The organism is Streptomyces sp. CB02009 (genome assembly GCF_001905825.1).
Lineage (GTDB): Bacteria > Actinomycetota > Actinomycetes > Streptomycetales > Streptomycetaceae > Streptomyces.
This window is the reverse complement of sequence record NZ_LIVV01000001.1, coordinates 1,229,409-1,251,034: the sequence shown is the minus strand read 5'-3', so window position 1 is coordinate 1,251,034 and position 21,626 is coordinate 1,229,409. Positions and strand designations below refer to the sequence as shown.

The window sequence follows — 21,626 nt, the reverse complement described above, 5'->3', positions numbered from 1 at the left end:
TACCGCCGCATCACCTCGTTGCACTCCCCCGCTGCACTCCCTCTCTGCACGGGCTCCCGCGCGCGTTCCCGGCCATCGGCCGGGTGCCGGGATCCCGCGCGCCGTCCTGCGCACAGGAGGAGATCGATGCGTCGCATCCTGACCTTTGTGGTGGCCCTGCTGATGGGTGCCGGAGGCCTCGCCCTGGCCGGCCTCACCGGCGTCGCGGTCGCCGACGTCACCCCCAAGCCGCCCCGGCTGACCACACCGTGGACCTCCCAGGTGTCCACGACGAATCCGCTGCCCGAGTACCCCAGACCCCAGTTGACCCGCCAGAAGTGGCAGTCGCTGAACGGTGAATGGGAGTTCCTCAATCCCCCCACCGACGGCGCCGGCAACGTCGACCGCCATGCCGCCCCTCCGACCGGGCAGACGCTGCCCGAGCGCATCCTCGTCCCCTACCCCGTCGAGTCGGCGCTCTCCGGCATCATGCGGAGCGACAACCGGGACCTGATGTTCTACCGGCGTTCCTTCACCGTCCCCCAGGACTGGTCCGGCCAGCGGGTGCAGCTGCACTTCGGCGCGGTGGACTACGAGGTCACGGTCTGGGTCAACGGGGTTCAGGTCACCACGCACAAGGGCGGCTACGACCGCTTCGAGGTGGACGTCACCCCGCAGCTGCGGGCGGGGTCCAACGAGCTGATCGTCCGCGTCTACGACCCGACCGACGGGCGCGGCGAGAAGCAGCCGCTGGGCAAGCAGACCGACAACCCGAGCGGCATCTTCTACACACCCGTCTCCGGCATCTGGCAGACCGTCTGGCTGGAGCCGACGCCCGCGTCCTCGATCTCCTCGGTCGACGTCCGCCCCGACCTGGCGAGCGGCACCGCGCGCGTCCGCGTCTTCACGCGGGGCGACGTCACCGGGTACAGCGTCCGCGCCGAGGCACTGTCCGGCTCCCAGGTCGTGGGGACCGCGTCGGGCGGGTTCGCCGAGTTCGCCGTTCCGGTGCCGAACCCCCGGCTCTGGTCCCCCGACGATCCCTTCCTCTACGACCTCAAGGTCACCCTTCGCGACTCCACGGGCGCCGCTGTCGATGCCGTCGGCAGCTACTTCGGCATGCGCGAGATGGGCACCAGGAAGGTGAACGGGGTGCTACGCCCCACGCTGAACGGGCAGTTCGTGTTCCAGGTCGGCACACTGGACCAGGGGTACTGGCCCGACGGCCTCTACACGGCCCCGACCGACGAGGCGCTGCGGTTCGACCTGCAGAAGCACAAGGACCTCGGGTTCAACATGGTGCGCAAGCACATCAAGGTGGAGCCGGCACGCTGGTACTACCACGCCGACCGGCTGGGACTGCTCGTCTGGCAGGACATCCCGTCCACTCCCGCCTTCGACCAGAGCCGGACTCCGGCACAGGTCGCCCAGCTGGAGACGGAAGCGCGCGAGATCATCGACGAGCACCGCTTCTCACCGGCCGTGGTCACCTACGTCCCGTTCAACGAGGGCTGGGGCGAGTGGGACCTCAACGCCACCCGGCGCATCACCACGGACCTGAAGAACTACGACCCGACCAGGCTGATGAACGCGCACAGCGGCTACAACTGCTGCGTCTCCAAGGGCGATCCCGGTACGGGCGACCTCATGGACTGGCACGTCTACACCGGCCCCGACGCACCGCACCCGTCGGACACCCGGGTGTCCGTCCTCGGAGAGTTCGGCGGAATCGGACTGCGCGTCCCCGGCCACGAGTACAGCCCCGGCAGCGGCTCCCCGTACGAGCAGGTCTTCAGCAGCGAGCACCTCAACGACCGCTACACGGGGATGGTCCGCGACGTCCAGCAGCTGATGACCACCAAGGGCGTCTCGGCCGCCGTGTACACCGAGATCACCGACGTCGAGGGCGAGGTCAACGGACTGTTCACCTACGACCGGCGTGTCCAGAAGGTCGACACCGGTCTCGTGCGCGCCGCGCACGCCCAGCTCCTGGCCGCCTCCCTCAATCTCAACAACGGCAGCCACACGCTGGGACACGTCCGGTCCTTCCGAGTGACCACCCCGGGCCACACGGACCGCTACCTGCGCCACGCCGACTCGTTCGCCCGCACCGATGTGCTGAGCAGCGCCTCCCCGGACGGCGCCCGCCAGGACGCCTCCTTCCGGACGGTCACCGGCCGCGCCGACCCGCGCTGCTACTCCTTCGAGTCGGTCAACTACCCGGGCCGCTACCTCCGCCACGCGGCGGGCCGGATCCGGATCGACTCCGACACCGGCGGAACCTTCTCCGCGGACGCCACCTGGTGCGCCCGCCCCGGCCTCGCCGGCTCGGGGACCTCGTACGAGTCGGCCAACTTCCCCGGACACTACCTGCGGCACTACGCCGACACCGTGTACCTCGCCCGCAGCGGCGGCACCAACGCCTGGGACACCGCGGCCGGCTTCACCGCCGACGCCTCCTGGGCGACCGGCGAACCAGCCCTGTGGCGCAGCTCGGTCCTCCTGCCCGTCGACGTGCGCCGGTCCCTCCAGGTGACGACGTGGGGTCACACCACCCGGTATCTGCGGCACATCGACAGCCTCGCCTCGACCGAGGTCGTCGACACCGGTAGCGCCCCGCTGCTCAAGCAGGACGCGACCTTCACGCTGCGCCGCGGCCTGGCCGACTCCTCGTGCTACTCCTTCGAGTCGGTGAACCAGCCCGGCCGGTTCCTCCGGCACGCCGACAGCAGGGTGCGCATCGCCCCCGACGACGGATCGGCTCTCCTCCGCGACGACGCCACCTTCTGCGCACGGCCCGGGGTCGGGGGCACAGGCGTGACCTTCGAGTCGTTCAACCGCCCCGGCTCGTTCCTGCGCCACTACGCGTCCGCGGTGCACATCGCCTCGGGCAGCGGACCGGGCGACGGGTTCGACCGGCCCCAGATGCTCACCGCGGACAGCAGCTGGACACTGGCCGCGCCCTGGGCACCCTGACCGATGATTCGGGCCGTGCCGAGAGCCACGCGCGAGGGTCGGCCGGTCAACCGTGGTCAACCTCGGTCAACCTCGGTCAACTCTGGTCAACCCCGGTCGAGCCTCGGCAGCGAGGCGCAGAGGCGTTCGGGCAACTCGGGCAGGACCTTGCGGATGCCGGCGCACCCCGCGTCGCCGTTCGTGGTGACCGGCCGCCAGCCCGAGGCCTCGGCCCGGTAGAACCAGCGCTGGGAGACGCCCGAGGAGGAGCAGCCGTCGCCGGCGTCGCCGCACGCGGGCCCCGTCCGGGTCGACAGGTCAAGGACCAGCCACGTGTCGTCGCAGCCGCGCTCCTCCCAGCTCGTGTGCTCAGGGATGTCCGTATCGGTGACGGCCTGCCGGTACGAGGACGCCGTGCACCGCGGCGGCGTCGGATCGCAGCCGTTCTCACCGCAGTGCCGCAGGGCCGGCGGGGTGGCCCCGGCGGGGGTGTACACGTCCCCGCTGTTCACCATGACCTTGCGCGAGCCCAGAGGCCCGTCCAGCTTCACCGTCGCCTCGACCCGCCGCGTCCCGGTACAGCCGGAGGCCCTGTCCAGGGAACGGGTCTCGAACGTGACCCTCACGTACACCGTGCCGTGCTCGACGGTGTCGAGTGCGCCGCGCAGGCCGCGCACGCACTCACCCGTACCGTCGGGCACTTCGGCGTCGACCACCAGGGAGCGTCCTCCGCCGGATGTACGGACCGCGTCGATACGGATGGGAGCCGCGAGCGTCCAGGCCGTGCCCGCGCCGGCCGCGTCCTCCCCGGTCGCCGGGGTCCCGAGGGGGTCCGTGGTCTCCACGGTCTCGGAACCGCAGCCGGTCAAGACCGCCAGGATGATGCCGAGGACGACCAACCGTCTGCCCCACTGCCCCATGCCGAACCCCCCGTTTCCCGAAGTTCGGCAGCCTAGCGCGGCCCATGCCGGGCCACGCGCCGGGGGCGAGCGCGCGGCCCCGTGGGACGTCCTCAGTCCGTCTGGGGTCCCATGATCCGTACGAGGAGGTCGTCGAGGCTCACGAGTCCCGTGAGCTCGCCGTGCTCGTCCCGTACGAGGGCTAGGGACGCCCGACGCTGGCGCAGTCGCTCGACGGCGTGGGACACGGTCGTCACGGTGGACAGTTCGGGGACGGGACGTGCGAGATCGCGGGCGGTGAGGGCTCTGCCGCGGGTCCGGGCCACCAGGGCGTCGCGGGCGTGGACCGAACCCAGGACGCGGTCGCCGTCGCTGACCAGGAGGCGGGAGCGGTCGGCGGCGGAGGCCTCGGCCAGGAGCGTGTCCAGGTCGGCGTCGGCGGAGACCGTGACGATGTCCGCGGCCGGGGTCTGCAGCAGCGCCACCGGGGTCTGGGGCTCCGTCAGGGACCTGGTGATCAGCTGCGAGTCCGTCTCGTTGATCAGACCGAGGCGCTCGGACTCCTTGACGAGGTGGGTCAGCTGCTCGCGGTTGTGGACGGCCGTCAGTTCGTCGCGGGGCTGGACGCGGCACATGCGGACGAGTGCGTTGCTGACCTTGTTGAGCACCCAGATCAGCGGGCGGACGGTCTTGACCACCGCGCGGAACGGCGGGGTGAGCAGCATCGCGGAGCGCTCGGGATGGGCGATGGCCCAGGACTTGGGGGCCATCTCCCCCAGGACCATGTGGAGGAACACCACGATGATCATGGCGACGGCGAAGGCGATGCCGTAGCTGAGGGCTGCGGGCAGGCCGAGCTCGACCAGCAGGGGATCGAGTTCGTGGGAGATGGCGGGCTTGGAGATGGAGCCGAGGCCCAGGGTGCAGATGGTGATGCCGAGCTGCGCGCCGGCCAGCATGAGGGACAGCTCGCGCATGCCCGCGAGTGCGGCCTTGGCGCCGCGCTGCCCCTCGGCGACGGCCTTCTCGATGCGGTGGCGCTTGGCGGCGACGAGGGCGAATTCGGCGGCGACGAAGAAGCCGCTGCCGATCAGCAGCAGGACGGTGATGAAGACGGCCATGGGGAAGCTCATGCCTGGTTCTCCTCGGCCTGCTCGGCGCCGGTCTTCTCGACGCCGGTCTTCTCGATGCGGACCCGCTCGGGAACGTGGCGGTCGAGGCTGAGGACCTCGATCAGGACGCCGTCCACCGTGAGCCGGTCCCCGATGGTCGGAAAGCGGCCGAGGCGATCGATGACGAGGCCGGCGACCGTGTCGTAGTCGTCCTCCTCGGGCAGGGCGATCCCGGTGGCCTCCTCGATCTCGTCGAGGCGCCGGCCCGCGTCCACCCGCCAGCCGTCGCCGTCGGCCACCGCGAGGGCCACGACCTTGTCGCTCTCGTCGGCGATGTCCCCGACGAGTTCTTCGGCGATGTCCTCGTAGGTGACGACGCCCCCGACGCCGCCGTGCTCGTCCAGGACGACGGCGAACTCGTCGTCGCGCTCCCGCATCTGCGCCACCGCCTGCGGCAGCCGCAGCGTGTCCGGCAGCAGGAGCGGCCGGCGTGCGGCCTCGCCCGCGGTCGTCGTGTCGAACGCGGTCGCGGGCAGACGCATCAGCTCGTTCACGCCCAGGACTCCGGCGATGTCGTCGGGGTGGTCCCCCAGGACCGGGTAGTTCGAGTGGCCGTACCGCGCGATCAGCTCCACGGCCTCGGTGAGGGTGGCGTCCTTGCGTACGAAGACGGCGTCGGCGCGCGGCACCATGACCTCGTCCATGGTCCGCTCGGAGAACTCCAGTGCGTGGTCGAGCAGCTCGGCGGTGGCGGGCGGCAGCTCGCCCTGCTCGTGAGACTCGCCGATGAGGTGGCTGAGCTCCTCCAGCGTCGCGCCGTGGTGCAGCTCCTCGACCGGCTCGATGCCGACCTTGCGCAGCAGCTTGTTGGCGGCGCCGTCGAAGACGCGGACGACCGGTCCGACGATCTTCAGATAGACGAGGGTGGAGACGGCCAGCGACTTGGCGAGCCGCTCGGGTACGGCGAGGGCCAGGTTCTTCGGCGCGAGCTCGCCGAGGACCATCTGCAGGACGGTCGCCACGACGAAGGCGAGGACGACGGAGATCGCGGAGACGGCTCCGTCGGACAGTCCCGTCCCCTCCAGCGCGGGCTTGAGGAGCGCCGAGACGGACGGCTCGGCCAGGAAGCCGACGACCAGTCCGGTGACGGTGATGCCGAGCTGGGCTCCGGAGAGCATGAACGAGAGCCGTTCGAGGACCGTCAGCGCCCGGGCCGCCCGCCTGTCGCCCGCCTCGGCTTCGCGGGCGAGCGCGAGCCGGTCGGCGGCGACGTAGGCGAACTCCTGGGCGACGAAGTAGCCGGTGCCTGCGGTCAGCACGAGGACGGCCAGCAGGCCGAGAGCGGCGTTCATCGGCTACCGCACCCCGTCATGGAGGGATGCGTCGATCTGGCGGACAAGAAGGTGCTCCTTCGCGGGCGGGCGCTCATGCGAGCGCTCAGGTTCTACACCACTGTAAAGGAACGGCAAACAGCCCTCGTGAGGCGCCACGGGGCAGATCGGGATCACCACGGCCGCGGGACCGGCCGCAGGACCGGCCGCAGCCCGGATTTCGAGCCGATCTTTCGGACTTCCCCTCCGAAGCACCCTTGAGTGCACCCCCGTTGACGCGTTCAGCCCTTAGCATTCTACAGAGCTGTAGAGGAAAGGCCCGGATGACACGCGCATCCGATCGGATCGGCCGGATCGGATCGGATCGGATCGGATCGCGTGGGCCGGGTCCCCTCGCCCCTCCGAAACCTCGGGAGGGCTTCGACAGCATCCGAACCACACATGAAGGAGTGAACGCCACCATGGTGTTCAAGCGACTGCTCGGCTCGCTCGGTGTCGGCGGCCCGTCCGTGGACACGGCCCTCGACCCGGGCGCGGTGACGCCGGGCGGCCATCTCGGCGGGCACGTCCACCTCAAGGGCGGCAGTGTTGACTTCACCGTCGAGCACATCACCCTGGAGCTCGTGGCCCACGTCGAGGCCGAACACGACGGCGGGGAGTCCGAGGGCGCGGTGGTCTTCCACCGGCAGGTGGTGAGCGGGGGCTTCCGCCTCGCGGAGGGCGAACTGCGCAGCGTGCCGTTCTCCTTCCCCCTGCCCTGGGAGACCCCGATCACCGAGCTGTACGGTCAGGGCCTGGGCATCACCCTGGGCGTACGGACCGAGCTCGGCGTCGCCGGCGGGAAGGACAAGGGCGACCTCGACCCGCTGGCGGTACGCCCCCTGCCCGCCCAGGAGGCGATCCTCGAGGCCCTCGGGCAGCTCGGCTTCGGTTTCAGGTCGGCCGACCTCGAACTCGGGCACATCAGCGGAACGGGCCAGCAACTGCCCTTCTACCAGGAGATCGAGATCACCCCTTCGCCCGGGTACGCGCACCAGGTCGACGAGATCGAGGTGACCTTCCTCGCCGGACCGGGCGGAATGGAGGTCGTCCTGGAAGCGGACAAGCGCGGCGGACTCCTCTCCGAGGGTCACGACGTCCTCGGCCGCCACACAGTCAGCCATGACGGCGTCGAACGAGTGGACTGGAACACCGAGGTGGAGTCGTGGATGCGTCAGCTCGTGGAGCACCGCGTCTCGTACGCGGCACCGTCCCCGTACGGGGCCCACGCCGGTGACCACGGCGCTCCGTACGCCGGCAAGGAGCACCAGGGCCACTCCGGTCACGGGGCCGGGCACGGCCACCGCTCCGACACGGGGACGGGCATGGGCATGGGCACCGTGGTCGCGGCGGGTGCTGCCGGTGTCGCCGTCGGGGTCGTCGGCGGCATGGTCGCAGCCGAAGTCGTCGACGAGGTCGGGGACTTCTTCGAGGGAGATGATGAGGACGAGGGAGGCGAGGACGAAGGCGAGGAGGGCTGAGCACGCCAGCCCGCCCGGCCCCCTCAGCCCTCGCATCGCCCGGGAGAGCCCGGCGGAGCCTTGGGAGAGCCCTGGGAGAGCCCGCTAGAGCGGGGTCGCCGCTTTCAGAATCACGAACAGCGTGACGGCCGAGTTCGCCGAGGACAGCGCGGAGGCGGCGGTGCCGGCCGCCGCCCCCCACGCGGCCAGGCCCGCGCCGGTGAACAGGGACGGCCACGAGCGGGCGGCCGGAGCAGGACCCAGCAGAGCCGCGACGCGGCGCGGCACGGGGCCGACCACGGCGAACCCCGCGAGGGTCACGGACGGCGCGCCGCGCGAGATCAGCGCGGCCTTGCCGACCGCCCGGGCCACGACCCGTCGGCTTCCGACGCTCGTGGCCGCCTCCTCGTCCGCCCACCGCTCGGTGGTGTACGTGACGGCTGTACGCAGGGGCCGCAGGAACGGGTTCGCGCGGGCGGCGAGTTGCACGGTCAGCAGGAACCTGTGATGGCGGGCCGCCAGGTGGGCACGTTCGTGGGCGAACAGCGCGCGTCGCTCCGGCCCGGCCAGCGTGGCGAGCATCGCGGTGGTGACCACGACACGATCCCTCGCCCCGCCCGTCGCGCGGCCCTTCGCAAAGACGCCTGCGCGGCTCTTCCGGCCCGGAAGGGCGTACGCGTACGGGCTGGCATCGGGCAGCACCACGACCGAGGTCGCGGGCAGTCCTTCCAACGCGCGGCCGGCCCGTCGGCGTACGCGCCGATGCCGCCACGCGGCCCTGGCACAGGAGGCGAGGACCAGGATCAGGGTGGGAATGGCGATCCTGCCCGCGACCTCGTCGTAGGGGACGGCCTCACGGACCTCGGGGTCGGACCAGCCGTCCGGCAGCGGGTTGCCGGGCAGTTGCGCGGTGCCGACCACCATCAGCAGTGCGAGGGACAGGGTGCTGCACACGGCGAGCACGGCCGAGGCACCCGTCAGCAGCCACGTGGCCATCCGCGGATGAAGGTGGTGCTCGGCAAGGCGCGCCACCGGCCACGCCGTCAAGGGCAGCACCAGCGGCAGGAAGACGAAGACCCCCACGCCGTCAGCTCTCCCCCTCCGAGTGCTCCTGCGCGAGCAGCTCGCGCAGGAGGCTCTCGTCATGCGGTGAGAGGGCCGTCACGAACCTGGCGAGGACCGTCTTCCGGTCCGCCTCGCCGTCCAGGACCTTCCGCATCCGCAGGGCGGCGAGCCCGGCCTCGTCCGCGACCGCCGTCCACTCGAACGACCGGCCCACCCGCCGCCTGCTCACCGCGCCTTTGGCGTGCAGGCGCGTCAGGATCGTGATGACGGTCGTCTGGGCGAGATCGCCACCGAGCCATTCCTGCACCCGCCCCGCGGTGCGGGCACCGGATGCCTGACGCAGCGCGGCCAGCACCTGCGCTTCGAGCTCACCCTGGGCCCGCCGCCGCGGAACAGCGTCATGGCCGTCGCGTTCGCCCATCGCCGTCCCGTCCCCTTCCCGACGCATCGCCTCACCCTTTCCCACTCGCTCTACATCACTGTAGAATCACAGGCTCCAACACGCTACGGCTCCGAAGGAAGACGACATGGGTGTAAGCCTCTCCAAGGGTGGCAACGTCTCGCTGACCAAGGAGGCACCGGGGCTGACCGCCGTCCTGGTGGGCCTGGGCTGGGACGTCCGCACGACCACCGGGAACGACTACGACCTCGACGCGAGCGCCCTGCTCCTGAACGACACGGGGAAGGTCGCCTCCGACCGTCACTTCGTCTTCTACAACAACCTCACCAGCCCGGACGGTTCGGTCGAGCACACCGGCGACAACCTCACCGGCGAGGGCGACGGTGACGACGAGGCCATCAAGGTCGACCTGGCCGCCGTGCCCGCCGACATCACGAAGATCAGCTTCCCGGTGTCCATCCACGACGCCGACAACCGCGGCCAGAGCTTCGGCCAGGTCCGCAACGCCTTCATCCGGGTGGTCAACCAGGCCGGCGGCGTCGAACTCGCCCGCTATGACCTCTCCGAGGACGCCGCCACCGAGACCGCGATGATCTTCGGAGAGCTCTACCGTCACGGCACCGAGTGGAAGTTCCGTGCCGTGGGTCAGGGCTACGCCTCCGGACTCGCCGGCATCGCCGCCGACTTCGGCGTCAACGTCTGAGCCGCCGAGCGAGTCGCCTGAGTCACCGAGCGAGTCAGCCCCTCCAGAGAACGGAAGCCAGTGTTCGGAATCAGCGAGATAGCGATCCTCCTGATCGTCGTCATTCTGCTCCTCGGGGCCAAGAAGCTGCCCGACCTCGCCCGCAGCGCGGGCAAGGCGGCCCGCATCCTCAAGAGCGAGTCCAGGGCGATGAAGGCCGACGGCGGCCCGCCCCCGCAGGCCACCTACCAGGCCACCGACAGCCGCCCGATCCAGGAACCGGCCGTCGAGCACGACAGCCGGCAAGGCGATCGCCGGTGACGTGGACCGCCCGGAAAGCGGGGCAGTACGCCGTGCGAGGACGCCTGGAGGAGCGGCGCAGGACCGACTGAGCTACGGCTGGAGGAGCGGCCTGCCGAGGATCGTCATGGCGACGAGACCGACCACGGCCGCGATCCCACCGAGTCCGGCGAGCAGGAAGCAGGATCCGAGCGCGATGTCGATGAGCCGCGACGACCGATCCTGGAGCACGAGCACGTCCGACGGGTCCCGTGGGTCGTAGCAGGCCTGGAGGGACGGCGCCGGGCTGGGGTGGGAGAAGGCTCGGACGGTGCCACTGCCGTCCGTGTACCGGTACGTCCCCTGCCCGTCCGCCTGTTCAGCGATGACGGTCACCCCGTACCTGCGCCGGCGCGTCTCGTGCAACCACGGCACCACACACACCGCGCCGAGCCCGATGCCCACGACGGCCAGGGCACCCAGCGCCGCGACGAAGAGGGCCCCGGTCACCGTGGTGGGCCCGTCCCCCGCGACGGCGTTGGTCACGGACAGCGCGAGGACTCCACCCAGGCAACCGAGCAGGACCCGCCCCAGCGTGCGCCGGAACCTCTGGAGCCAGGTACGGGTGAAGGTCCGCACCTCGACGAGGGCGCTGCCGTCGACGTCCTCGACAGGGGCGGGCAGCAGGACGTTCACCGCGTCGGCGAAGGCGGCGGCCGCGGCCGCACTCACCTCCTCGATCCGGTGGACGGACGGCTCCGCCCCCGCGGGGGCGCTCAGCTCGACCGTGACCTCGCGCGCCTCGACGTGGACGCGGGCGATGGCCCTGAAGGGGATCATCACCTGCCCGCCGGGGCGTTCCAGAACCAGCCCGCCTCGCACCGCACTCAGAACGGTCGCACCGCGTCCCCGCAGGACGGGCATGGACGATGTGATCGACATGGGTGTGATCGTAGGGCGGGAGCGGCCCTGCCCTCGCGTGCCGCTCTGTGCGGTGGATGCCATCAGGTCGGACCGGTGGTTGTGGTCGTGTCGCTGGTGCCGGTGGTGCCGGTGGAGCCGGTGGAGCCGGTGGAGCCGGTGGGTGAGGCCTGCTGGTAGAGCGCCACCAGCACCCCGTGCAGCGGCTGCCCCTCCGGATCCTCCTCCGCCTCGTCGACGAGTCGGGTGAGGGTCTCACCGAGTTCCTTCGCCTGCGCCGGGCCGAGACGCAGGTGGCGCAGTGTCAGGTGGGGGTCGACGGGAGAGCGGTCGAGCTCCTGGGCGACGGCGGTGAGCATCGCGGCGGTCCCCGCCGCCTGGGGGCGGGCGACGATCATGTGGCGGGCCGTGCGCTGGTAGTACTGCTCGGTGCCGCCGCGGACCTGGCGGGTCTCGGCGATGTGGATCAGTCCGGCTTCGCGCAGGACTTTGAGGTGGTGGGCGACGTTGCCCTTCTTCGCGTCGAGCTGTGTCGCGAGCTGGCTGGTGGTCGCGGGCCGGTGGCCGAGGGCGAAGAGCAGCCGCTGGCGCAACGGGTGGGCCAGTGCCGCGAACTGCTCGGGGGCACCGATCTCCAGGACGTCCTCGGGCGGCGGCTGGTAGGGGAGCTGATCAGGCATGCAAAGAAGTGTCTAAATTCTTTGACGCTTACGCAAGGGTGGTGCTGTACTTCCCGCCGTGACGACTTCAACGAAGCTTCCGACGGCCCCTGTTATCGACGAGACAGCCCGGCTGGTGAGTGAGCAGTACGTGTTCCCCGAGATAGCGGAGCAGGTCGCCGACCTGCTGCGACGGCGCCTCGCCGAGGGCGCCTACGACGTCGACGGCGCCGAGGAGCTGGCCGGTCTGGTCACCGCGGACCTGCAGTCCGTCAACGGCGACCGGCATTTGAGGCTGAAGCACCACGCCGAACCGGTGTCCCCGGAGCAGGGGGCCGCCACGATGGAGGCCATGCGCCGGGACTTCGACACCTCGCTCGGCGGTGCACCGCTGGTGCGCCTGCACGACGGGGGCATCGCCGTGCTGGAGCTTGCGCCCATGCTGTTTCCGCTGGACTGGGCCGCCGAGCCCCTGGCCGCGGCGCTCACGCTGACGTCCCGCGCCCAGGCGCTGATCGTGGACCTCCGCGCCAACCGCGGCGGCGATCCCGACACCGTCGCCTTCGTCTGCAGCTACCTCCTGGACCGGCGCACCCACCTCAACAGCATGCACTGGCGCAAGGGCGACCGCAGGGAGCAGTCCTGGAGCCTGCCGCACGTCCCCGGCGCCCGGTTCGGCGGCAGCAAGCCGCTGTACGTGCTGACCAGCGAGAGCACGTTCTCCGCGGCCGAGGAGCTGGCGTACGACCTCCAGCAGCTCGGCCGTGCCGTGGTCGTCGGCGAACGCACCCGTGGCGGCGCGCACCCCTGCAAGGGCTGGACGGTTCACCCCCACCTGGAGGTCACCGTCCCCATGGGCCGGGCCGTCAATCCCGTCTCGGGCACGAACTGGGAAGGCACCGGGGTCCAGCCGGACGTCCTCTGCCCCGCGGCCGACGCCCTCGACCGGGCGCGCACGCTGGCCGCCGCTCGACTCGCAGACTGAGGCACTCCTGACGCAGGGCGGGTACTCCTCACGCGGGGCGTACCCCGCACGCAGGGCGCCGAGGATCTCGGCGCCCTGCGTGAGGCCTGCCCGCGCGAAGATTCCTGACCCCGTACCACGACAGCACACCCCACCCGGCGGGATCTCCTGAAGCCACAGCCGGCACCCCACCGCGCGGCCCTACCTCCTCGCGCCGCGCTCGCCGCGCGGCGAGCGCGCCGGCCCCGCCTCTCACTTCGCTCCACTCCGCCCCTTTCGGTCGAGTAGTCCCTGCTCAGGGCGCACCGACCCGAGCCGTAGGTGTCCTCGGCCGTGTCTCGGCCTGGCGCTAGAAGTACGGAGAGGGCAAGGCCTGCAGGAGCCTGGGCGCGGGTGGTTGCGCCTTCGCCATGACTCTGTCCGGTGTCCTGCCGTGGAAGGGCGTGCCCCGGCACCCGCGTACCGCCTGGTGCGCCTCCGGACCGCCCAGGCTCCGCCCCCTCCCCACCCCCACTCCCCCTCCCCCTCCACGACCTCCGGGAGACTCCATGCCGCTGTCCCTGCGTCCCGCCCGGCCGCTCGCCCCGCCCGTCACCCTGCTTCTGGCCACCGCGCTGATGACCGCGGGCCTGACCGGCTGCTCCACGCTGTCCCCGTTCCACACCTGTGACGACACCGCGGCGCGGCTGAAGGGCCTGCGCTCCCAGTCGATCCTGACCACCGTCCCCGAAGGGGCGACCGCTCCGAAGGGGCTCGACTCCGTCGACTCGCGCTGCGTCGACGACACGGGCGACGCCTGGCTGTACGCCGCGCGCGTCTACGCCTTCCCGGGCTCCCGGCAGAAGGTCGTGGACTTCTACCGCATCACCGCCGAGGCGGACGGCTGGCACGTGCAGCACGACCCCTTGGACCAGGGCACCCCCGACACGACGGCGGGACTGTGCTTCACCAGGGGCGGTGACGGCGAAGCCCTCCTGCTGACCGTGCAGTTCACTTCGGCCGAGGACCTGAAGTTCGAGCACGACTACGACGCCGGGCCGGAGTTCGACTCGGGCGCCGGGTTCGAGGTCGAGGTCGGCTCCGAGACGGACGGAGCGAAGACCGGCTGCTTCGACTGACGCCCCGGGGCCTCACCCACACGCCACCAGTGGACCGCGGGCGGTCGAACCCCGGGCGGTCCGACGCGGAGGCCGGACGGCAACTGCGCTCACCACGCGACCTGATTGCATGTTCTTGTTCGTAACTCAGGCCTATCGAGCATCTATTGACACACCTGTGCTCGCCCGCCAGAGTCTTGACCGTCAGAGATGCCGATCACGCCGATACGGACGAGGAGCGTTTCCGCATGCCTCAGATCCCCGCAGTATCACGCCGCCTGCTTCTGGGAGGAGCTCTGGCCACCGGCGCAGCCGCAGCCGGTGTCGGCACCGCCCAGGCCTCCCCCGCGGCACAGGCAGATGCCGTGCCGGCCGCCGTCCCGCGGCGCAGGCCCGGCCAGAAGTCCATGATCGATGTCCCGTACGCCTCCTACGGAACCGTCCGCGTCGGCGTCATCGGCCTCGGCAACCGGGGCTCGGGCATGGCCGAGGGATGGTCGGTCGTCCCCGGTTGTACGGTCACCGCCGTCTGCGACATCAGGGCGGACCGCGCCCGGCGCACCGCGGACCAACTCGTCGCGAAGGGCAAGCCCCGCCCCGCGGAGTACGGCGGCTCCGACGCCTCGTTCACGCAGATGCTGGAACGGGACGACATCGACCTCGTCTACATCGCCACCCCCTGGGAGTTCCACTACCAGCAGGGCAGGGCGGCGATGCTGGCGGGCAAGCACGTCATCGTCGAACTGCCCATCGCCACCGGCCTCGACGAGCTGTGGGACCTCGTCGACACCTCGGAGCGCACGCGCCGGCATCTCATGCTCGCCGAGAACTGCAGCTACGGCCGCAACGAGCTCGCGATGCTCAAGATGGCGCACGAGGGCCTCTTCGGCGACATCACCAACGGCCACGGCGGATATCTCCACGACCTGCGCGAACTGCTCTTCTCCGACACGTACTACACCGATGCCTGGCGCCGTCGCTGGCACACCCGCAGCACCGCGTCCTTCTACGCCATGCACGGGCTGGCTCCGGTGGCCGCCGCGATGGACATCAACCGCGGCGACCGGATGACGGTGCTGCGGGCCACCGCCACCGAACCGAAGGGCCTCGCCGACTACCGCGAGCGCTTCGTGCCCAGGTCGCACCCGTCGTGGAAGGAGACGTACGTCAACGGTGACCTCGTCACCTGCCTCATCGACACCGCCAAGGGCCGGGTCATCCGCGCCGAGCACGACGTCAGCTCGCCGCGCCCCTACAGCCGGATCAACAGCCTCGCGGGCAGTCGCGGCATCTTCGAGGACTACGCGGGTGTCATGGCCACGAGCGGCGGACGCATCTACGTCGAGCCCGACCACGGCGGCCATTCCTGGCGGGCCTTCGACTCCTACCGCAAGGAGTTCGACCACTGGCTGTGGAAGAAGATCGGCGACGACGCCGCCAACAACGGCGGTCACGGCGGCATGGACTACGTGCTGCAGTGGCGCACCGTCCAGCTGATGCGCGCCGGACTCGTGCCCGACATCGACGTCTACGACTCGGCCGCCTGGTGCTCCCCCGTGCCGCTGAGCGTCAAGTCCCTGGCTGCGGGCGGCCGTCCGGTCGAGATCCCCGACTTCACCCGGGGCGCCTGGGTCAACCTGCGGATGGGCCTGGACTCACGTGCCTCCGAGATGCCCCCGGTCGCCTGACCATCCCCCACCACCGCGAAGGAGACCGACCGTGCGATCAGCCCGAGTGATCACCCTGTTCAGAGCCGCGGCCGTGGCGGGGGCCATGCTTCTCGTCCCCGCGCAGGCGGTCGCGGCCGGACCGCAACCGGCATCCGCCCCGGCGAAGACGGAGGTGGTCATCACGCCGGTCGACCTCCAGGGGCCGGCCATCTCGACGGTGAAGGTGACCGTCAGGAACGCGGGACCCGACCGCATGCGGTCGTTGAAGGTGTCGTTCGGCGGACCGGTGGGCTGGGCGGTCCAGCCGGCCGAACGGGTGGTGAGCGGCGCCCTGGCCACCGGCCAGTCCGCCGAGACCGAGTTCAGGATCCAGGTGCCGGAGCAGCGCCCGGGCTTCACCATCCGGACGTTCACCGCTGCCGTGACCTACAAGGGCGGTGACGGCGCCGGGTCCGCCACCGGCACGCTGTCCCAGCGCAGCGGCGAGCCCCTGGCGAGCCTGAAGGCCGCCTACAACGGTGTCGCGATCACGGACGAGAGCAACACGGCCCCCGGTGACTACGACGGCGAGGGCAACAGCTTCTCCGCACAGAAGCTCGCCGCGGTCGGCCTGACCCGCGGCGCGCCCGTGAGCGCGCTGGGTGCGAAGCTGACCTGGCCGGACGTGCCGAGCGGCACGAAGGACAACGTGTCGAGCGCCGGACAGGCCGTCGCTCTGAGCGGCCAGGGCAGCCGGCTCGTCCTCCTGGGTTCGGGCGTCGGGAGCAGCGCGACGGGCAGTGCCACCGTGTACTACAAGGACGGCACCTCCACCAAGGGGTCGTTCGGCTTCCCCAACTGGTCGTTCGCCGCGGCCGACGCCCACGGCGCGACGCTCGTGGCGTCGTCCGACGGCCGCAACCGCCCGAGCGGATACGGAAACGCGGGCATCGCCTACCGCGTGTTCGCCCACTCGATCCCGCTCGACGCGGGCAAGCAGGTCGACTTCGTCGTCCTGCCGGACAACGCCGGCATCCACGTCTTCGACATGGCCGTCGCCTCCTGATCCCGTACGCATGACGTGATCCCCGGCAGCCGCCCCCGAACCCCTCCGGTCCGGGGGCGGCTGCCGTTCCGGCCCCGGCTACCGCGTCGCGTAGTCCTCGCGCAGGGAGTCCAGGATCTCGGCGGCCTGCGTGAGGTCCGCCTCGCGGCAGCGGGACGCGGCCACCGTGAGGCGGGCGACCGCCTCCTGGAAGCGGCCCAGGCAGTTGCCCTCGATGAGGGCCGCGATCCTGACCGCCTCGGCGCGCGCCAACTCACCCTGAGGCCCGCCCTCTTCGTGCGCCGCGACAGCCGCCTCCGCCTCGGTCAGGGCCTCCGGGAAGCGTTCCGCCTGGGCGAGGACACGGGCTCGGCGGTAATGGATCTCGCCGGTCTCGTACCAGCGCTGGAAGTCCCCGGTGCCGTCCGGAACGGCCGCGACGACCGCGTCGGCCTCCACCAGGTGCCGCAGTGCCTCGTCGACGCCGTCCTCTTCCCGCGCGGCCATGGTGAGGCGGGCGAACTCGCGCATCATATGGACGATCAGCGGGGGGTGCGGCGCCTCGGCGTGCGCGGCGACCGCCCGCTCGTACGCCGTGCCCGCCGCCTCCCAGCGGTCGGCCATGGCGAGCGTCGTCGCCGCCTCGGCAGCCACCAGAGTGTGGGTCGTGCGGTCGTCCTCCCAGGCCGCGACGGTGTCCGCGAGACGCAGGAACTCCTCGGCCGAGGCGAGGAACTCCTCCAGCTCCCGCATCCCGCGTGCCAGGGTGAGCCGGGCCTGGGCGACGAGGCGTTCGTCGAGCGACGCGGCCGCCTCGTCGGTGAGGACGGACTCCAGCACGGCGACGGCGTCCGCCTGCTGCCCCGTACCGGCGAGGACGTCGGCCAGATGCAGACGCGCCTGGGCGGCGTCGTCGTGGGTCCCGTCCTGGTCGAACCGCGCGGCCGCCTCGGAGAGGTGGCGCACGGCGCCGGCGGAGTCCCCGAGGTGCGAGGACGCGTGGCCGAGCAGTGCGTACGTCGGGGCCAGCGGGAAGTCCGTGTCGTCGTACCGCACCGCGTCGGAGATCGCCCGGTGCAGCAGCTCCGCAGCCTCCGCCGGCGCCTGCCCCGCCAGGAGGATCTGCGCGAGCAGCGCGCGCGGCCGCGAACCCCGCCAGGGCCGCCCGGACGCCTCGACGTCCTCCAGGGCCGCGCGCAGCTCCGACTCCGCCAGGGCGGTGTCACCGCGCTGGACGGCGATGTCGGCAATGAACTGGCGGGTGTTGGCCACGTGGTGGCGCACGGAGAGGCGCTCCGCCTCTGTCCGCAGCCGCCCTGCCGCCTCCTCGAACCGCTCGCACACCGCGTCAGGGGCCTCCGGCAGGTGCCGCTGGAGGTCCTGATAGGCGGCGAACAGCGCCGAGTACAGGACGGTCAGGTACTCCAGCGCGCGATCCGACGCCAGGTCGGGGCAGGCGACGGCCTCGGCCTCGCCGAGCGGCTGCGGCTCGCCGGTGAAGGGAGCCTCGGTGCTGAGCCGCTCGGCCTCGCGCAGGCAGGCGTCGAGGGAGGCCCGGACGGCATCCGCCCTCGTGGACGCCGGCCCATCGTCGCCGTCCCTGTCCGTATCCGCGTCCGTGTCGCCGTTCTTGTCCGTGTCCGTGTCCACCCGCGGATCGTCGCCGTCCCCCGCCGCGCGGACCAGGTCCGCGGCGGCCTCGGACGTGGTCCCCCAGGCAAGGGCACGCGCCCGCGTGGAGAGCGCCTGCCACGGCATCGCGAGCCGCTCGAACAGGTCGGCGGCCAGCTCCAGCTCGGCGACGCTCTCCGCGTGGCGGTCGTCCTGCAGGAGTCGGTACGCGCGCTGCTCGGCCAGCTCAGCGCGGAGCAGTTCCTCCGGGCCGAGCCGGTCATCGTGCGCGGTGCCGTCTTCCGCGACGCGTTCGGCTACGCGGGTCCAGAGGCGGGTGTCCCCGGGATGTCCGAGCGCGGCCATCCGCCGTGCCTCGGTCACCAGGGAGAAGAAGTCGTCGGGAACCTCCGGCCCGGCCGTGGCCGCGAGGGCGGGTACGGCCGCACCTGCCCCCGCCGCCGCGCCCGCCCGTGCGGGAGAGCGGGTCGCGGACGACCTGAGCCCGAGCGGCAGCGGCTCGTCGAGCAGCGGACGCCGCTCGAGACGTGAGCGGCGGCGGTCCCCGACGGCCGGTGTGCCGTTGCGCGCGTCGAAGGCGGCGGAGAGCCGGTCCGCCTCGGAGCGCACGTGGGCGGAGAGTCCGGCCGCCGTCCAGGTCCGGCCGGGCGGGCCGGCCACGGGGGTGTCGCCGTGGCCGTCGCCGACGAGCCGGGCGAGCAGCACCTCGACACCGGTGAGAAGCTCCAGATGGGCCAGCGGTGCGCCCGTCGCCTCGAAGAGGGGGCGGTTCTCCGCCAGGATCTCCAGGCCCCGGCCCTCGTTGCGCGAGAGGGCGCAGAACTCCAGGTGCAGACCGACCTCCTCCTGCATGCCGGTGTGGCCACGGACCCGTCGGTAGCCGGTGAGGTGGTGGGAGCGGGCCTCGTCCGTCCGCCCCAGACGCAGCAGCGGCAGCAACGCGCGCGCCTGACTGACCTGCGGTTCCTCGGTGCAGGACTGGGCGCCGTCGAAGACCGGCCGCCAGGTGTCCAGCGCGCCCGCGTCGTCTCCCGCCACCACCTGGTGCCAGGCGAAGTGGCGGGTCTCGCAGGCCTCGCAGTCGCTCAGCTCGGTCCGGGGCCGGGTGGCCCAGAGGTCGTACGCGTCGTCGAGACCGCTGCCGGTGTGGAGCGCCACATGGTAGCGCATCGCGGCCACCGGCTGCATGCCGTGCTCGGCCGCCTCGTACCGGCCGCGCATCTGCTCGATCCAGCTCCGGACGGATGCCAGCGGCATCTCGGGGACCTGGAGCAGGGACGTCGTCACCCACTTGAACCGCCAGAAGACCTGGTGGGCCTCCCACTGGCTGAACGCCTCGGGAGCGGTGTCCCACAGCTTGAGCAGCCGGGCGAAGACCACCGGCGACTTGCGGTGCTCGCCGGTGAACTCGTACGCCGACATCAGCTCCAGCAGGGCCGTGACCAGGACGTCGGGCTTGTCGAAGGGCTCGGCGGCCTCGACGAGCTCCTCCGCGGTCACGGTACGGGGCAGGCCGTGGGGACGTTCGTTGTTCTCGCGGAGCGCCTCGACGACGGCCTCGGGCGTGTCCAGCATCTACAGTTCCTTCCGGGGCTCGGAGCCGGGCGTGGCCGTGCCGGGTTGGTGCATGGCGTGGGTGAGCAGGCCGATGAAGGCCCGGTTGAGCAGGGCGCTCTCGCTCGCCCGGAGCGGGCGGCGGCTGAGCAGCAGCGCCTGGCCGTAGAGGGCCTCGGCGGCCGTGACGGCCAGCCCCCGCTCGCTGATCGTGATCGCCTGGCGGACCAGCGGGTTGAGGTGGTTCAGGACGAGCTGGGCGCGCGGGGTCTCGTGCCGGAGGGAGCCGAGGATGTCGGCCCAGAGGCCGTCGCTCTCGGCGGCGAGGCTGGAGCGGGTCCGCTCGTGGCGCGCGTCCCTGTTGTCGAGGAGGAGCGCCGGGGCGGTGACCGGCTGGAAGTCCCGCAGGACCACGTCGCAGTCGTGGACGCCGATCGTCTCCCGGGCGATGGACAGGAACGCGGCGGACCGGAGTTCGGCGGTCGGGTCGACGGCGTCGAGGTGGGCGGTGACGGTGGCGGGATCGAGGTCCGTGACGGCCGTGCCCGGACGGATCTCGGGGAGCCGGTGCACGAGGTCGCGGTCGTAGGTGTAGCCGCCGTTGACCACGCCCAGGCCCGCAGCCGCGGCGATCGGGGCGACCTGACGGAACTCCTCGACGCTGCGGGTGACGAGCAGGGTGCGGTGCGTGCGGGCGAACTCCTCCAGCGTGACGTTGCCGTCGGTGGTCTCGAACGGCAGCCAGGGCAGCACGATCCGCAGCAGCTCGTCGTCGTGCCGGGCGAGTGCCTTCACCGCGAGGTGGTGGGTGTCGATGAAGCGGTGAAGCAGCGACGGGTCGCTGGCGGCGAGCCCGGTGAGCCAGTCGCGGATCCGCTCTCCCAGGGCGTCCCGTACGGCGGACAGGGTGCCGTCCTCGTACAGCGCCTCCCGGGAGGCCGTCGGCCGCAGACTGGTGGTGTCGACCACGCAGCGCACGAAGAAGGCCCACTCCGGCAGCAGTTCGGGCGCCTGGTCGGTGAGCAGCATTCCCTTGAGGTGTACCCGGTGCCCCGCGCGCTGCGCCGGGCTCACGGCTGTCGGGAGGACGTACGCGACACCTCGCAGCCCCGCCGCCGGGAGGTCCAGCTCGATCGTGTCGAGCGGGGTGAAGTCGAAGAGGCCGCGGCAGTACGCGGTGAAGGCCTCGCGCCGCGCCAGCGGGGAGCGGTGGTCCCGGTCCCACGGGGGCGCCTCGTTGACCTGGTGCTTCTCGCCCCGCGGTCCGACGACCGCGACCTCGTGCCGCAGGAGGCCGCCGTAGTGCCGGGCCAGGGAGACGACCCGCTCCGGGCTCGTCCACTCGGCGTTGTCGGCGCGCGGGGTGAGTCGCACCGTCGTCCCCGGCTCGGGCACGGCCGAGGCGGGCAGCGTCTGGATCGTGTAACGCCCGTCGGAGTGACCGCGCCATTCGACGGCGGGGGCCGAAGGGTCGTTGGCGGACCGGCTGACCACCGTGATCTCGTCGGCGACGACGAAGCAGGCGAGCAGGCCGATGCCGAACTGGCCGATGAAGTCGCCGCGGGCGGCGTCGAGTCCGGCCCCGTCGAGGGCTCCGTCGGCGGTCCGCTTCGAGCTGCGTCCGATGGTGGCGAGGAAGCGGTGGACGTCCGCCTCGGTCAGACCGATGCCGGTGTCCGTGACCGTGAGGGTGTCACCGGTGCGCACGGTGATGGTCGCGGGCGCGCCGGGGTCGACCGCCTGGCGGGCGGTGATGGCGTCCACGGCGTTCTGCAGGAGCTCGCGCAGGTAGACGCGGGGGCTCGAGTAGAGGTGGTGGGAGAGCAGGTCGACGAGGCCGCGCAGGTCGACCTGGAAGGTGTGGGCGGATGAGGAGTGGGACACCTGGCGGAGTCTTTCCGTGG

At 71.7% G+C, this 21,626-nt stretch carries 17 protein-coding genes and 1 pseudogene; 9 read left to right on the top strand and 9 right to left on the bottom strand.

The features are described from left to right. Window positions 1-126 precede the first annotated feature (126 nt). Both AMK27_RS05575 and AMK27_RS44465 read left to right on the top strand, forming a co-directional pair. Window positions 127-2,457 (top strand): annotated as a pseudogene (locus tag AMK27_RS05575) (AbfB domain-containing protein); the annotation flags it as partial. Between the two features lie 36 nt (window positions 2,458-2,493). Beyond that, window positions 2,494-2,955 (top strand): AbfB domain-containing protein, encoded by a 462-nt coding sequence (locus AMK27_RS44465; protein ID WP_382508661.1) that lies wholly within the window; start codon window positions 2,494-2,496, stop codon window positions 2,953-2,955. An 86-nt stretch (window positions 2,956-3,041) separates the two neighbouring features. Here AMK27_RS44465 and AMK27_RS05570 read toward each other — a convergent pair whose 3' ends face one another. The 3 genes from AMK27_RS05570 to AMK27_RS05560 form a co-directional block, all read right to left on the bottom strand. Continuing rightward, window positions 3,042-3,854, bottom strand: a complete 813-nt coding sequence (locus AMK27_RS05570) for a hypothetical protein (RefSeq protein ID WP_241847314.1) — start codon at window positions 3,852-3,854, stop codon at window positions 3,042-3,044. Between the two features lie 92 nt (window positions 3,855-3,946). Next, entirely contained in the window at window positions 3,947-4,966 is a 1,020-nt protein-coding gene (locus tag AMK27_RS05565; RefSeq protein WP_073902982.1) for a hemolysin family protein, read from the bottom strand. Then, window positions 4,963-6,297, bottom strand: a complete 1,335-nt coding sequence (locus tag AMK27_RS05560) for a hemolysin family protein (RefSeq protein ID WP_073902979.1) — start codon at window positions 6,295-6,297, stop codon at window positions 4,963-4,965. The genes AMK27_RS05565 and AMK27_RS05560 overlap by 4 nt, the downstream gene beginning before the upstream one ends. A 440-nt stretch (window positions 6,298-6,737) precedes the next feature. Here AMK27_RS05560 and AMK27_RS05555 point away from each other — a divergent pair, with 440 nt between their 5' ends. Beyond that, window positions 6,738-7,796, top strand: coding sequence for a sporulation protein (locus AMK27_RS05555; RefSeq protein WP_073902976.1), 1,059 nt, complete (start codon window positions 6,738-6,740; stop codon window positions 7,794-7,796). Between the two features lie 84 nt (window positions 7,797-7,880). Here the strand turns inward: AMK27_RS05555 and AMK27_RS05550 are convergent, their stop codons facing one another. Continuing rightward, window positions 7,881-8,858, bottom strand: coding sequence for a M56 family metallopeptidase (locus tag AMK27_RS05550; protein ID WP_073902974.1), 978 nt, complete (start codon window positions 8,856-8,858; stop codon window positions 7,881-7,883). Window positions 8,859-8,862: 4 nt separating this feature from the next. Beyond that, entirely contained in the window at window positions 8,863-9,288 is a 426-nt protein-coding gene (locus AMK27_RS05545) for a BlaI/MecI/CopY family transcriptional regulator (protein ID WP_241847313.1), read from the bottom strand. 79 nt (window positions 9,289-9,367) lie between these two features. Here AMK27_RS05545 and AMK27_RS05540 point away from each other — a divergent pair, with 79 nt between their 5' ends. Both AMK27_RS05540 and tatA read left to right on the top strand, forming a co-directional pair. After that, window positions 9,368-9,943 carry a TerD family protein gene (locus AMK27_RS05540; RefSeq protein WP_073902968.1) on the top strand — a complete coding sequence of 192 codons (576 nt, stop codon included), beginning with the start codon at window positions 9,368-9,370 and terminating at the stop codon, window positions 9,941-9,943. A 60-nt stretch (window positions 9,944-10,003) separates the two neighbouring features. Further along, a complete protein-coding gene (gene tatA / locus AMK27_RS05535; RefSeq protein ID WP_073902965.1) occupies window positions 10,004-10,243 on the top strand; it encodes a Sec-independent protein translocase subunit TatA in 240 nt (79 codons plus the stop codon). A 72-nt stretch (window positions 10,244-10,315) separates the two neighbouring features. Here tatA and AMK27_RS05530 read toward each other — a convergent pair whose 3' ends face one another. Beyond that, complete coding sequence (locus tag AMK27_RS05530; protein ID WP_143204811.1) at window positions 10,316-11,143, bottom strand: hypothetical protein; 828 nt, start codon at window positions 11,141-11,143, stop codon at window positions 10,316-10,318. 62 nt (window positions 11,144-11,205) lie between these two features. Further along, window positions 11,206-11,802: an ArsR/SmtB family transcription factor gene (locus AMK27_RS44135; RefSeq protein ID WP_073902960.1), complete on the bottom strand. Its 597-nt coding sequence runs from the start codon at window positions 11,800-11,802 to the stop codon at window positions 11,206-11,208. A gap of 58 nt (window positions 11,803-11,860) precedes the next feature. On the opposite strand from AMK27_RS44135, the gene AMK27_RS05520 reads away from it, so the two are divergent. The 4 genes from AMK27_RS05520 (at window position 11,861) to AMK27_RS05505 (ending at window position 16,557) form a co-directional block, all read left to right on the top strand. Next, a complete protein-coding gene (locus AMK27_RS05520) occupies window positions 11,861-12,766 on the top strand; it encodes a S41 family peptidase (RefSeq protein ID WP_073902957.1) in 906 nt (301 codons plus the stop codon). A 527-nt stretch (window positions 12,767-13,293) separates the two neighbouring features. After that, window positions 13,294-13,863: a hypothetical protein gene (locus AMK27_RS05515; protein WP_073902954.1), complete on the top strand. Its 570-nt coding sequence runs from the start codon at window positions 13,294-13,296 to the stop codon at window positions 13,861-13,863. A 227-nt stretch (window positions 13,864-14,090) separates the two neighbouring features. Beyond that, complete coding sequence (locus AMK27_RS05510; protein ID WP_073902951.1) at window positions 14,091-15,530, top strand: Gfo/Idh/MocA family protein; 1,440 nt, start codon at window positions 14,091-14,093, stop codon at window positions 15,528-15,530. Window positions 15,531-15,561: 31 nt separating this feature from the next. Next, a complete protein-coding gene (locus tag AMK27_RS05505; RefSeq protein WP_241847311.1) occupies window positions 15,562-16,557 on the top strand; it encodes an NEW3 domain-containing protein in 996 nt (331 codons plus the stop codon). A gap of 78 nt (window positions 16,558-16,635) precedes the next feature. Here AMK27_RS05505 and AMK27_RS05500 read toward each other — a convergent pair whose 3' ends face one another. Further along, entirely contained in the window at window positions 16,636-19,743 is a 3,108-nt protein-coding gene (locus tag AMK27_RS05500) for a hypothetical protein (protein ID WP_073902948.1), read from the bottom strand. Next, entirely contained in the window at window positions 19,744-21,606 is a 1,863-nt protein-coding gene (locus tag AMK27_RS05495) for an HSP90 family protein (protein WP_073902945.1), read from the bottom strand. Window positions 21,607-21,626: the final 20 nt, after the last annotated feature.

Coding starts and splice junctions, on each gene's coding strand:
- AMK27_RS05510 (WP_073902951.1), top strand. CDS start 14,091: ATGCCTCAGATCCCCGCAGTATCACGCCGCCTGCTTCTGGGAGGAGCT.
- AMK27_RS05500 (WP_073902948.1), bottom strand. CDS start 19,743: ATGCTGGACACGCCCGAGGCCGTCGTCGAGGCGCTCCGCGAGAACAAC.
- AMK27_RS05545 (WP_241847313.1), bottom strand. CDS start 9,288: ATGCGTCGGGAAGGGGACGGGACGGCGATGGGCGAACGCGACGGCCAT.
- AMK27_RS05515 (WP_073902954.1), top strand. CDS start 13,294: ATGCCGCTGTCCCTGCGTCCCGCCCGGCCGCTCGCCCCGCCCGTCACC.
- AMK27_RS05555 (WP_073902976.1), top strand. CDS start 6,738: ATGGTGTTCAAGCGACTGCTCGGCTCGCTCGGTGTCGGCGGCCCGTCC.
- AMK27_RS05560 (WP_073902979.1), bottom strand. CDS start 6,297: ATGAACGCCGCTCTCGGCCTGCTGGCCGTCCTCGTGCTGACCGCAGGC.
- AMK27_RS05565 (WP_073902982.1), bottom strand. CDS start 4,966: ATGAGCTTCCCCATGGCCGTCTTCATCACCGTCCTGCTGCTGATCGGC.
- AMK27_RS05570 (WP_241847314.1), bottom strand. CDS start 3,854: ATGGGGCAGTGGGGCAGACGGTTGGTCGTCCTCGGCATCATCCTGGCG.
- AMK27_RS05540 (WP_073902968.1), top strand. CDS start 9,368: ATGGGTGTAAGCCTCTCCAAGGGTGGCAACGTCTCGCTGACCAAGGAG.
- AMK27_RS05530 (WP_143204811.1), bottom strand. CDS start 11,143: ATGTCGATCACATCGTCCATGCCCGTCCTGCGGGGACGCGGTGCGACC.
- AMK27_RS44135 (WP_073902960.1), bottom strand. CDS start 11,802: ATGCCTGATCAGCTCCCCTACCAGCCGCCGCCCGAGGACGTCCTGGAG.